Genomic DNA, 11,912 nt, shown 5'->3' with positions numbered 1-11,912 from the left:
ATCACGCCGGCTCGCGCCACTTGTCCTTGATCTCCAGCATGGCTGGCAACTGCGCGATGAACAGCGCCAGCAGTTGCGGATCAAAATGCGTGCCACTGTCGCGCTGCATCGTGGCGATGGCTTCCTCCACGCTCCAGGCGCGCTTGTAAGGACGCTCGCTGGTGAGCGCGTCGAACACATCGGCGATGGCGACGATGCGCCCTTCATGGGCAATCTCTTCACCCTGCAAGCCATGCGGGTAGCCGCTGCCATCCCATTTTTCATGGTGCGTGAGGGCGATGGTGCGCGCCATTTTCAATAAGCCGTCCGCATGCTCGCCGATGATGGCCGCGCCGATTTCCGCATGGCTGCGCATGACCTTCCACTCCTCTTCATCGAGCTTGCCGGGCTTTTGCAGAATGGCGTCGGGGATGCCGATCTTGCCCACGTCGTGCATGGGCGCCGCGTTGAGCAAGTCCTCCGCCCTGGCCGCGCTGTAGCCGGCCGCCAGCGCCAGTTGGCGCGCATAATAGCTCATGCGGATCACATGCATGCCCGTCTCGTTGTCCTTGTACTCGGCCGCCTGGCCCAGGGTCTGGATCACCTGCAGGCGCGAACGGCGCAATTGCTCGGCATCGACCAGCGACAAATGCGTGCGCACACGGGCGCGCACGATGGGTGGGCTGACCGGCTTGGTGATGTAGTCGACGGCGCCTGCCTCGAAACCGTCCGCCTCGTCCTTCACGTCGCACAGGGCAGTGACGAAAATGACGGGAATGGCGGCAGTGGACGGCATGGCTTTGAGCTGGCGGCACACTTCATAGCCCGTCATGGCGGGCATCATGATGTCGAGCAGGATCAGTTCGACGCGATTACTTTGCGCCAGCTCCAGCGCCTTGTCGCCGTCTTTGGCATACAGCAGGCGGTAGTCGTCCTGCAAAATCTGGCGCAGCACCTGCAAATTGGTCGCTTCATCGTCGACCAGCAGCAGGATCGGTTTGTCTTCGTGTAAAGTCATCTCAAGCCCAATATCAGGAAAATGCGGCCGGCGTCCGGGCTTCCAGCCACTCCAGCAGTTGCCGCAGCACGGCCACGGCACGTGCGAATTCAAAGTCGTCGATGGCGCTGGCCAGCGCCTGCAAACGCAGCTGCTGGCCGTGTGGCGCCAGCATGGCTGCGATCTGCGCCATCAGGGGTTCATCGAGCTGGCCGCCTTCCAGGCTGGCGATGGCTTGCCGCAGCAAAGTGCCGGCGGCTTGACCGTCGAGGGGCGCCGTGGCGGCAAGCGCCTCGACGGCCAGCGCCTGCGGCGCACCAATGCCCGCCTCCAGTTCCGCGGCAAGCGCCATGAAGGCGGCCGCCAGCTGCACCAGCAAATCGCTTGCTGGCTGCTGGCGCGCGATGGCTTGCTCGATGCGTCCAAGCAGGCTTTCGAGCTGCACCAGGCACAGATTGCCAGCGGCGCCCTTGACCCGGTGCAGCAAGTGGCCCGCCACGCTGCTGCCGCCGCGTTCCAGTTCGGCCGCCAGCAGCGCCGCGCAATCGCCGTTGGCCTGGACGAAGCGCGCGATGGCCCGCTGCAAGGTGTCGCGCCCGCCCCACAGGGCGATGCCGCGCTGCCAATCGACCTGGCCGGGCGCCGCGCGGGCAGCTGCACCCGCACCGGCACCCGCCGCGGGTGGCGGCATGGCGACGGCGATATCGAGCAGGCGCGCGATTTCCGCCGTCAGCTTGTGCATTTCCAGCGGCTTCGAGGCGAAACCGTTCATGCCAGCCGTTTGCGCGGCGCGCCGGTCCTGTTCCAGCACGCTGGCCGTCAGGGCGATGATGGGCGTCGCCTTGAGGCCCTGCTCGCGCTCGTGCACGCGGATCAGGCGCGCCGCTTCCAGGCCATCCATGCGCGGCATCTGCACGTCCATCAGGACGATGTCGAAGCTGCCCCTGCTAAATTCGCGCACGGCGCTCTCGCCGTCGCTGGCGGCAACCACCTGGTGCCCGGCCGCGCCCAGGCTGATCAGCAGCAGCTCGATATTCTGCGGCACGTCGTCGGCGGCCAGGATACGCAGCGGCGGCAAGGCCACCACCGGCTGCTCGCTGCGGCGCAAGACGGCCTTGCCCGGCGCCAGCGGCAGCAGCACGTGGAACACGCTGCCCGCGCCCAGGGTGCTGTCCACAGTGATGGTGCCGCCCATCAGCTCGACCAGCTGGCGCGAAATCGTCGTGCCCAGCCCCGTGCCGCCAAAGCGGCGGCTCATCGAAGAATCGGCTTGCGTGAACGGCGCGAAGATTTTCTCCAGGCGGTCTTCGGGAATGCCGATGCCCGTGTCGTGCACGGCGATATGCACGCTGGCGCCCTGCATGTCGACAGCCACGCGCACATGGCCCACTTCCGTGAACTTGACGGCATTGCCGATCAGGTTCGTCAGCACCTGCTGCACGCGGCGCGCGTCGCCAAGGAAGAACTGGCCCATGCCCGGGTCGATGTCGACGTGCAGCACCAGGTCGCGCGCCTGCGCCGAGATGCGCAGGGATGCCGCCACATGGTCAACCAGGTCGGGCAGCGAAAAGTCCACCAGTTCGAGCTCGGTGGCGCCCTTTTCCAGCTTGGCCGTGTCGAGTATGTCGTTGAGCAATTCGAGCAGGGAGCGCGCCGACTGGCGCACCGTGCCCAGATGGCGGCGCTGCAGGCTGTCCAGGGGCGTGCCCAGCAGCACTTCCGTAAAGCCGATGATGGCGTTCATCGGCGTGCGGATTTCGTGGCTCATGTTGGCCAGGAAGCTGGTCTTCGATTCGGCTGCCAGTTCGGCGCGGTCTTTCGCCGCACGCAGGTTTTCCTGCATGGCGCGCCGCTCGCTGATATCGGTGGCCAGCTTGACCACCTTGAACGGCTTGCCGTCCGTATTAAAAATCGGGTTATACGACGCCTGTATCCACACTTCCCGGCCGGCCATGCCGATGCGCTTGTACTCGCCGGCATTGAATTGGCCTTGCGCCAGCTGCTGCCAGAAGGTGGCATAGGCGGGCGAGGTCACATAGGCCCCTTCGCAAAAGATGCTGTGATGCAGGCCCAGCACATCCTCAAGCTGGTAGCCGACCAGGTCGAGGAAGTTCTGGTTGGCCGCCAGGATACGTCCCTGCAAGTCAAATTCGATCACGGCCAGCGCGCGCGAAATGGCCGTCACCTTGCCTTCGTATTCGGCATTGCGCAATTCGCTTTCCGTGATGTCGAGGATGACGCCGTCGATCCAGCGCACCACGCCGTCGTTATTCAGCACGGGGCCGCTGCTTTCGCGCACCCAGCGCTCGCGCCCGTCGCGATGCAGCATGCGGTAGACGTTCTCGAAGTCGCGCTGTTCATTCGCCGCCTGCACGCAGGTGTCGTTGACGCGCTGGCGGTCGTCCGGATGCACCAGCTCAAAGACGCTGACGCGGCCCTCGATGAAGTCCTGCGGCATCCAGCCCGTCAGGTTGAAGACGGCGTCGCTGATGAAAATCATCTGCCACTCGGGCGCGTAGCTGCAGTGGAAAGAGACGCCCGGGATATTGCGGATCAGAGTGCGGTACTGGCGCTCGCTGTCTTTGAGCGCCTGCTCCATATTGCGCGAGGAGCGCATGTCGGTGACGAACGCGACGAACAGCGGTTGGCCCGGCGTGTCGATCTTGCCGATGGCCACGCGCATCGGCAGCACGGCGCCATCGCGGTGCCGGCCTTCCAGTTCGCGCCCGCTGGCGAGGATGCGCGAGGCGCCCGTTTGCAGGTAGTCGCGCAGATAGCCCTGGTAGTGGGCTGCGTCGACCGGCTGCAGCAGCACGCTGGCGTCGCGTCCCACGATATCGGCTTCGCGCCAGCCAAACAGGGCTTCGGCGGCCGGATTGAAGGAACGCACCTTGCCCTCGCCGTCGATCGTGATCAAGCCATCGGCGGCCGTGTCGACGATGGCGCGCAGGCGCGATTCGCTGGCGCTGGCATGGCGCAGCAGCTGGCGGTAGCGCAGCAAGCCATTCGCGGCGGCCACGAAGACGGTCAGGGTGACGGTGATCAGGGCCACGGCCATGGCCACGAACGAGGCCTGTACGGTAATGGTGTTGTCGCCAAGCGTGGGCGTGCCGGAAAAGCGCGCCGCCAGCATGCCCGTGTAATGCATGCCGGAAATGGCCAGGCCCATCACCACGCTGCTGACCAGCAACGATGCCAAGGGACTGAGGCGCTGGCGCCATGCGTGCAGGCCGAAGCGTATCCACAGCGCCAGCATGGCCATGACGACAGCGACCAGCAGGGACAAGGCAAACAGCCAGGGCTGGTAATGCAGGGTCAGCGAGGTTTGCATGGCAGCCATGCCGCTGTAATGCATGGAACCGATGCCCACGCCGACCAGTACGCCACCCACCACCAGCTGCCGCCAGTTGATGTGCGGACGCGCCAGCAGATGCAGCGCTACCCACGAGGCCGCCACGCCGGGCAGCATGGACAGCAGGGTCAGGCTGGGATCGAAGGACACGCGCGTGCAGATGTCGAAAGCCAGCATGCCGATGAAGTGCATCGACCAGATGCCGCCGCCCAGCGCGATGGCGCCCGTGACAATGGCCGTCTGGCGCTGGAAGCCGCGTTCGCTGCTGCGCGCCATGCCGGCGATCTGCAGGGCCATGAAGGAGGCAAAGATGGCAATGCCGATGGAAAACAGCACCAGCCAGACATTGTGCGTGCCATAAATATAGGGCAGCGTATCGGTAGCGGCGGCAAACATGGAACTAAGCATACTGGCGTGACATAGAGAAAGTGAAATAGAGAGAGTGAAATAGAGTAAAACCTGGCGTCGCAAAAACATGACGGCGTAGCGCATGCCGGCGCCACACTTTGATCAAAGCGGCAACACAGCGGAAATAACAACGGTACGGGTCGACCAGGGCAAGACTCGGTCATCACGCCCGCGCCTGCCGCGCGGGGGAAAGATGCTTTTTCAGACAGAAAAAACGCAAAGCGGTCGAACTCTGGCGCGGATAGCTGGCCACCAGCGTGACGATGATTTTTTAAAGAGCGATGAGTATAGTTGCTTTACAAAAATATTCATAGGACTTCAGCAATACTATTATCAAAAATAACAGATACTGCGGCGGCGATGCGACAGCGCCCGTCCAGGCCCGGGGCCAAGCCGCGCCCACCACGCGGATCAGGGGAAATCTACGCGCGTGGCGTGCAGCAGCGTTGCCACGCGCACCGTCAATGGAGGCGACAATGGACGAGGCGGCAGCGTCAGCAGCACAGCGCGCTAATCGGCCATCACCTTGTCCGGCGTCATCGGCGTGCTGCGCAGGCGGCGCCCCGTCGCATGATAGATGGCGTTGCTCACGGCTGCCGCCACGCCGACGATGCCGATTTCCCCTACGCCCTTGGCGCCCAGGCTGCTGACGATGCGGTCGTCCTCTTCCACGAAGAGCACCTCGATAGCGTGGATATCGGCATTGACGGCCACGTGATACTCGGCCAGGCTGTGATTCATGAAGCGGCCGAAAGCGTGGTCCATCTGGGTCTCTTCGTGCAGGGCGGCACTGATGCCCCACACCACGGCGCCGCTGACCTGGCTGGCGGCCGTTTTCGTGTTCATGATGCGGCCCGCCGCCACGGCGCTGACCACGCGCGTGACGCGCACCGTGCCCAGTTCTTCGTCCACGCGCACTTCGCAAAACACGGCCGAATGCACGGCGCGCGCATATTTTCTTTGCTTGAGCACATTTGGCAGCAACAGGTACTTTTCGGCGATGCTGGCCTTGCCGGCCGCCGCCAGCACGGCCGTAAGCGCAATGCCACTGTGGCGTTCGCGGCGCAAGCGCACTTGGCCCTCGACGAATTCCACCTCGGCAAAACTGGCATCGGGAAACGGAGAATTCGCCATGCCCCTGGCCAGCTTGAACAGCTGCTTTTTCAGTTTCTGGCAGGCGCCGTGTACGGCAGAGCCCACTGTGGCCACGTGCGAGGAGCCGCCTTCGACCGGCGCCACCGGCAGGGTCGAGTCGCCGAGCTGGAAAGCCACCTGTTCGAGCGGCAATCCCAGTTCCTCGGCAGCAATGGTGGCCATCACCGTGTATGTGCCCGTGCCGATGTCGCTGGCCGCACTGCTGACCAGCAGGCGCCCATCGGCGTACAGCACGGCGCTGGCGCGGGCAAACATCTGCATGGCGTCCCAGATACCGCTGGCCATGCCCCAGCCCACCCACTCATTGCCCTCCTTGCGGCTGCGCGGCGCCAGTGGCCGCCCTTCCCAGCCGAAACGCGCGGCACCCTGCGCGTAGCAGGCACGCAGTTCTTTCGTCGAATACGGCAGATCGTCAGCAGGATTGCGCTGCGCATAATTTTTCAGTCGCAGGGCCAGCGGATCCATGCCCAGCGCGTATGACAGCTCATCCATCGCTACTTCCAGCGCATGCACGCCGTGCGCGGCGCCCGGCGCGCGCATATCCATGGGGCTGTACTGGTCCAGCCCTACCAGTTGATAAGACAGGCGGATGTTCTCGCAGGCATACAGCTGGCCCGACCAGTTGACGACTTTTTCCACGTAATCTTCGAAGCGCGAGGTTTCCGCCACCGCCTCGTGGATAATGGCGCGCAGCAGGCCGTCAGGGCTGGCCGCCAGCTTGACGCGCTGCCAGGTTTCCGGACGGTGGCCGAAGGTGAACATCTGCTGGCGCGTCATGACCACGCGCACCGAGCGTTCCAGCCTGAGCGCTGCCATCACGGCCAGCGGCAACTGGTACTGCGGCCGCAAGCCGGCGCCAAACGCGCCACCCACATAGGGATTGCGCACCGTGACCTTCGATTTGCCCAGGCCAAAGACGCGCGACACATACCAGCGGCTGTTCTGCGAACTTTGCGTCTTGTCATAGATGGTCAGGTGGCCATCGGCGCCACGGATGACGGTGGAGGCGAACATTTCCATAGGATTGTGGTGTTCCACGCCGCTGACATACTGCGCATCGACCTTCACGGCGGCATCCTGCCAGGCCTGCTCGGCGTGGCCTTTCTCGTCCGGTGGCGGCGCATAGCCCGCTTTCAGCCGGCTGGGCTGGCGGCGCCGCGCCAGGTGCGCCAGCAAGCCCGTTTCATGCGCCTCCTGCTCGTAGTCCACCCGCACCAGGGCGGCGGCGTGGCGTGCCGCCTCGAACGTTTGCGCCACCACCAGCGCCACGGGCTGGCCATTGCAGACGATGCGCTCATCGTACAGAGGCCGGAACGGGGCGCCGGCGGGTGCCGTCATGTCTTTGTAGAACAGGTCGAAGGTGCGGATCTTTGGCCGGTTCAGGTGCGTGACGACGTCGAGCACGCCAGGCTGGGCCAGCGCCTGCGCCGTATCGATCTGCGTGATGCGGCCCCTGGCGATGCTGCTATTGACGATTACCCCGTGCAGCAGCCCGTCTTGCGCTTCATCGGCATAGTCGGCCGCATAGCGGGCCGCGCCCGTGACTTTGTCGCGTCCGTCGATGCGCGCGACAGGCGTGCCCGTTTGCACATAACCGGTGCCGGCATCGGCCACGGGCGTGCGCAGCGCCGGAATCAGGGCGCTCATGCCGCTCCCCTTGCCGCCAGGGCGCTGCCGGGCACATTACCGGCCTGCGCCGTATTGCTGCGCGTGCCCGCCACCGCCATGGCCAGCGCACGCACGATGGCGCGGCTTGCCATGACGATCTTGAAGTCATTGCCGCCCTGCCCCTGTGCGCCAGCCAGCAGGCGCGCGGCACAGGCGGCGAAGCGGCCCGCATCGGGCGCCGCGCCCTGCAGCAGCGCTTCGGCCTCGGGCACGCGCCAGGGCTTGTGCGCCACCCCGCCCAGCGCCAGCCGGGCCTCGCGGATCACGCCATCGTCGCCGATGTCGAGCATGACAGCCACCGACACCAGCGCAAACGCATACGAGGCACGCTCGCGCAACTTCAAATAGACACTGTGGCCGGCAAAGCGGTCCGCTGGCGGCAGCACGATGCGCGTAATCAATTCATCGGGCGCCACGCTGGTATCGACGTGCGGCTGGTCGCCCGGCAGGCGGTGCAGGTCGGCAAAGGCAATGCTGCGCTCACCCGACTGCGAGGCCACGTGCACCACCGCCTCCAGTGCCGCCAGCGCCACGCACATGTCCGAGGGATGCGTGGCGATACAGGCGACGCTGGCGCCCAGAATGGCATGCTGGCGCGACAGGCCGCCGATGGCGGGACAGCCGCTGCCCGGCTCGCGCTTGTTGCATGGCACGCCCACATCGTAAAAATAATGGCAGCGCGTGCGCTGCAGCAGGTTGCCGCCATTCGTCGCCATATTGCGTATCTGCGGCGAGGCGCCTGCCAGGATGGCCGCGCTCAGCAACGGATAACGCTCCAGCACCAGCGGATGATAGGCGGTGGCCGCATTGCGCGCCAGTGCGCCCAGCGACAGGCCGCCGTCCGCCTCTACTTCGATGGTATCGAGGGCCAGGTGATTGATATCGACCAGGCGCCGCGGCAGCATCACCCGTTCCTTCATCAAATCGACCAGGTTGGTGCCGCCGGCGATAAAGCGCGCGCCTTCGGCCCGGATCTGCGCCAGCGCAGCGGCCACGTCAAGCGGCACGACAAAGGACAGGGGGTTCATGCGCTCACCTTGCCGGCAGGCGCTTGCACGCTGCCGTCCTCATTGTCGGGTGGCAACTGCATCACTTCGGCCAGCGCCGCAACGATTTGCCGATAGGCGCCGCAGCGGCACAGATTGCCACTCATCAGTTCGCGCACTTGCGCGCGCGTGTGCGCCTGGCCTTCGGCGATCATGCCGACGCCAGAGCACAGCTGGCCCGGCGTGCAATAACCGCACTGGAAGGCGTCATGCGCAATGAAGGCCCGTTGCAGCGGATGCAACACGGCGGAATCGGCCAGCCCTTCCACGGTGTTGATACTACGCCCCTCCTGCATGAGGGCCAGGGTCAGGCAGGCGTTGATGCGCTTGCCGTCGACCAGCACCGTGCAGGCGCCGCACTGGCCATGGTCGCAGCCCTTCTTGGTGCCGGTCAGCATCAGCCGATCGCGCAGCAAGTCGAGCAGGCTGACCCAGGCTTCCACATACAAGTGTTGCTGCACGCCATTGATATGCACAGACAGGGGGTACAAGGGGATGGACGCTCGTGCGCTGGCGGCAAGCGGCGTGGCGGGCGGATGGATATGCATGGCAAGCCCTTAAGAGCGATGGGGATGCCTGAATTTTAAGATTGTGGGAGCGGCAGGTATATGCGCTTGCGCACATAGGGCAAATTGAAGGGGCATGGCAGAGGCCAGCAAGGCCTCCACCCACGTACAACGCTGAGTACAACCCTTAATACAACCCTTAGTTCTGGCCGATCTTCATGATTTTCAGGGCATTCGTGCCGCCCACCTTGCCCATCGGCTCGCCCCAGGTCAGCACCACGGTATCGCCCTTGGCCACGACTTTATGTTCTACCAGCAAGTCTTCGGCCTGCTGCAAGACCTTGTCGCGGTCGGTGCCGGACGTCAGTTCCAGGGTGCTGACGTTGCGGTACAGGGCCAGCTTGCGGCGCGTGCCCACGCTTGGCGTCAGCGCGACGATGGGGATATCGATGTTGCAACGGCTCATCCACAACGCGGTGGAGCCCGATTCCGTCAGGGTGGCGATGGCTTTCACGCGCAGGTGATGGGCGGTAAACAGTGCGCCGTAGGCGATCGACTGGTCGATGCGCGAAAACGTGGCATTGAGGAAATCGGCATCGAGCTTGCAGGTATCCCATTTTTCCGCGTCCAGGCAGATGGCGGCCATGGCTTCCACGGTTTCGATCGGATAGCGGCCCGAAGCCGTTTCCGCCGACGTCATCACGGCATCCGTGCCGTCGAGCACGGCATTGGCCACGTCGGATACCTCCGCGCGGGTCGGCACGGCGTTGACGATCATCGATTCCATCATCTGCGTGGCGGTAATGGCTAGCTTGTTCGAGGCGCGTGCCATTTTGATCATGCGTTTCTGCAAGGCCGGCACGGCCGCGTTGCCCACTTCCACGGCCAGGTCGCCACGCGCCACCATGATGCCGTCGGAGGCATCGAGAATTTCTTGCAGCGCAGGAATGGCTTCCGCGCGCTCGATCTTGGCGATCATCATCGGCTTGTGGTCCCACGCTTCGCCGGCGATATTGGCCAGCTGGCGCGCCATGACCATGTCGGTGGCGTTTTTCGGGAACGACACGGCCACGTAATCGGCCTGGAAGCTCATCGCCGTTTTCACGTCTTCCATGTCTTTCGCCGTCAAGGCAGGCGCCGACAGGCCGCCGCCCTGGCGGTTGATGCCCTTGTTGTTCGACAATTCGCCGCCGATCTTGACGGTGGTGTGGATTTCACTGCCGATGACCTTGTCCACCGTCAAAACGATCAAGCCGTCATTGAGCAACAGTACGTCAGCGGCGCGCAAGTCGCGCGGCAACTCCTTGTAGTCGAGACCGCAGCGCTCGATGTTGCCCAGTTCGCCCTTTTCGCCCCACTTCGCGTCGAGGATGAATTGGGCGCCGTTTTCCAGGAAGATCTTGCCTTCTTCAAACTTGCCGACGCGAATCTTCGGGCCTTGCAAGTCAGCCATGATGGCCACTTCGCGGCCGCACAGGGCTGCTGCTTCGCGCACCATGCGGGCGCGGTCGATATGGTCTTGCGCCTTGCCATGCGAGAAGTTCAGGCGCACGACGTCGACGCCGGCCTTGAACATGCGCACCAGGGTATCGATATCGTTCGACGCGGGGCCGATGGTGGCGACGATCTTGGTCGCGCGTTTTTGTACTTGCATGGTCATGGTGTGCTGCTTTCTATGATGAGTTGCTACAAGGGCCAGCCTTGTGGGCCGGCCGTCCTGGTACGCTGGATCAGCGGTGAAACCTGTGTGGTAAAGCCTTGTTACTTGGCCGCCATCAGGGCGACCGTGGTATCTAACATGCGGTTCGAGAAACCCCACTCGTTGTCGTACCACGACGACACTTTGACGAGGCGGCCCGATACCTTGGTCAGGGTCGAATCAAAGTTCGACGAAGCCGGGTTGTGGTTGAAATCGATCGATACGAGCGGTTCCGTCTGGTACGTCAAAATACCGGCCAAGGCGCCTTCCGACGCCGCTTTCAGCAAGCCGTTCACCTCTTCCACCGTGGTATCGCGTTTGGCGATGAAAGTCAGGTCGACCAGGGACACGTTAATCGTCGGTACGCGCACGGCGAAACCGTCCAGCTTGCCATTCAATTCCGGCAAGACCAGGCCCACGGCAGCGGCCGCGCCCGTCTTGGTGGGGATCATCGAATGCGTGGCCGAACGGGCGCGGCGCAAGTCTTCATGCATCACGTCGGACAGTACCTGGTCGTTCGTGTAGGCGTGCACGGTGGTCATCAGGCCCGATTCGATGCCGATGGCGTCGTTGAGGGGTTTGACCAGTGGCGCCAGGCAATTCGTCGTGCACGAAGCGTTCGAAATGACGGTGTCCGATGCTTTCAGCACGTGCTGGTTGACGCCAAACACGATAGTGGCGTCCACATCCTTGCCGCCCGGCGCCGAAATGATGACCTTTTTCGCCCCGCCCTTCAGGTGGGCCGAAGCCTTTTCCTTGGTGGTGAAGAAACCCGTGCATTCCAGCACCACGTCGACTTTCAACTCGCCCCAGGCAATCAGGGCCGGGTCGCGCTGCGCAAACACGCGGATGCGGTCGCCATTGACGACCATGTTGTCGCCATCGATGGTGACGACGCCGGGGAACTTGCCGTGCACCGTGTCGTAGCGCGTCAAATGGGCGTTCGACTTGGCGTCGCCCAGGTCATTGATGGCGACGATCTCGATATCTTGCTGCTTGCCGCCTTCATAAAACGCGCGCAAGACATTGCGGCCGATGCGGCCATAGCCATTGATGGCAACTTTGATGGTCATGCTATCTCCTTTATTTTGTTTGAATGAGT

General features: G+C 63.8%; 8 protein-coding genes. 1 reads left to right on the top strand and 7 read right to left on the bottom strand.

All coding sequences use genetic code 11. The features are described 5' to 3' along the window. Window position 1 precedes the first annotated feature (1 nt). Window positions 2-997, bottom strand: a complete 996-nt coding sequence (locus tag ACQ4W6_RS17225; protein ID WP_436568394.1) for a response regulator — start codon at window positions 995-997, stop codon at window positions 2-4. Window positions 998-1,010: 13 nt separating this feature from the next. After that, window positions 1,011-4,736, bottom strand: coding sequence for a PAS domain S-box protein (locus ACQ4W6_RS17220; protein WP_436568393.1), 3,726 nt, complete (start codon window positions 4,734-4,736; stop codon window positions 1,011-1,013). 82 nt (window positions 4,737-4,818) lie between these two features. Here ACQ4W6_RS17220 and ACQ4W6_RS17215 point away from each other — a divergent pair, with 82 nt between their 5' ends. Continuing rightward, window positions 4,819-5,079: a hypothetical protein gene (locus tag ACQ4W6_RS17215; RefSeq protein WP_436568392.1), complete on the top strand. Its 261-nt coding sequence runs from the start codon at window positions 4,819-4,821 to the stop codon at window positions 5,077-5,079. 167 nt (window positions 5,080-5,246) lie between these two features. Here the strand turns inward: ACQ4W6_RS17215 and ACQ4W6_RS17210 are convergent, their stop codons facing one another. The 5 genes from ACQ4W6_RS17210 to gap all read right to left on the bottom strand — a co-directional run bounded on the left by ACQ4W6_RS17210 (window position 5,247) and on the right by gap (window position 11,883). Next, a complete protein-coding gene (locus ACQ4W6_RS17210; RefSeq protein ID WP_436568391.1) occupies window positions 5,247-7,538 on the bottom strand; it encodes a xanthine dehydrogenase family protein molybdopterin-binding subunit in 2,292 nt (763 codons plus the stop codon). Next, on the bottom strand, window positions 7,535-8,587 hold the full coding sequence (locus tag ACQ4W6_RS17205) for an FAD binding domain-containing protein (RefSeq protein ID WP_436568390.1): 1,053 nt from the start codon (window positions 8,585-8,587) through the stop codon (window positions 7,535-7,537). Before ACQ4W6_RS17205 ends, ACQ4W6_RS17210 begins: the two co-directional genes overlap by 4 nt. Beyond that, window positions 8,584-9,153 (bottom strand): (2Fe-2S)-binding protein, encoded by a 570-nt coding sequence (locus ACQ4W6_RS17200; RefSeq protein WP_436568389.1) that lies wholly within the window; start codon window positions 9,151-9,153, stop codon window positions 8,584-8,586. Before ACQ4W6_RS17200 ends, ACQ4W6_RS17205 begins: the two co-directional genes overlap by 4 nt. 157 nt (window positions 9,154-9,310) lie before the next feature. Beyond that, window positions 9,311-10,771, bottom strand: coding sequence for a pyruvate kinase (gene pyk, locus ACQ4W6_RS17195; RefSeq protein WP_436568388.1), 1,461 nt, complete (start codon window positions 10,769-10,771; stop codon window positions 9,311-9,313). A 101-nt stretch (window positions 10,772-10,872) separates the two neighbouring features. Continuing rightward, on the bottom strand, window positions 10,873-11,883 hold the full coding sequence (gene gap, locus ACQ4W6_RS17190) for a type I glyceraldehyde-3-phosphate dehydrogenase (RefSeq protein WP_436568387.1): 1,011 nt from the start codon (window positions 11,881-11,883) through the stop codon (window positions 10,873-10,875). Window positions 11,884-11,912: the final 29 nt, after the last annotated feature.

The sequence above is a fragment of the Janthinobacterium woesei genome (assembly GCF_051380875.1).
GTDB lineage: Bacteria > Pseudomonadota > Gammaproteobacteria > Burkholderiales > Burkholderiaceae_D > Janthinobacterium.
Note: the sequence above shows the minus strand (reverse complement) of the source record. Positions and strands in the feature narration are given on the sequence as shown.

Excerpts from the sequence above, each read along its gene's own strand:
- ACQ4W6_RS17225 (WP_436568394.1), bottom strand. The coding sequence starts at position 997 with ATGACTTTACACGAAGACAAACCGATCCTGCTGCTGGTCGACGATGAA.
- ACQ4W6_RS17220 (WP_436568393.1), bottom strand. The coding sequence starts at position 4,736 with ATGCTTAGTTCCATGTTTGCCGCCGCTACCGATACGCTGCCCTATATT.
- ACQ4W6_RS17215 (WP_436568392.1), top strand. The coding sequence starts at position 4,819 with ATGCCGGCGCCACACTTTGATCAAAGCGGCAACACAGCGGAAATAACA.
- ACQ4W6_RS17210 (WP_436568391.1), bottom strand. The coding sequence starts at position 7,538 with ATGAGCGCCCTGATTCCGGCGCTGCGCACGCCCGTGGCCGATGCCGGC.
- ACQ4W6_RS17205 (WP_436568390.1), bottom strand. The coding sequence starts at position 8,587 with ATGAACCCCCTGTCCTTTGTCGTGCCGCTTGACGTGGCCGCTGCGCTG.
- ACQ4W6_RS17200 (WP_436568389.1), bottom strand. The coding sequence starts at position 9,153 with ATGCATATCCATCCGCCCGCCACGCCGCTTGCCGCCAGCGCACGAGCG.
- pyk (WP_436568388.1), bottom strand. The coding sequence starts at position 10,771 with ATGACCATGCAAGTACAAAAACGCGCGACCAAGATCGTCGCCACCATC.
- gap (WP_436568387.1), bottom strand. The coding sequence starts at position 11,883 with ATGACCATCAAAGTTGCCATCAATGGCTATGGCCGCATCGGCCGCAAT.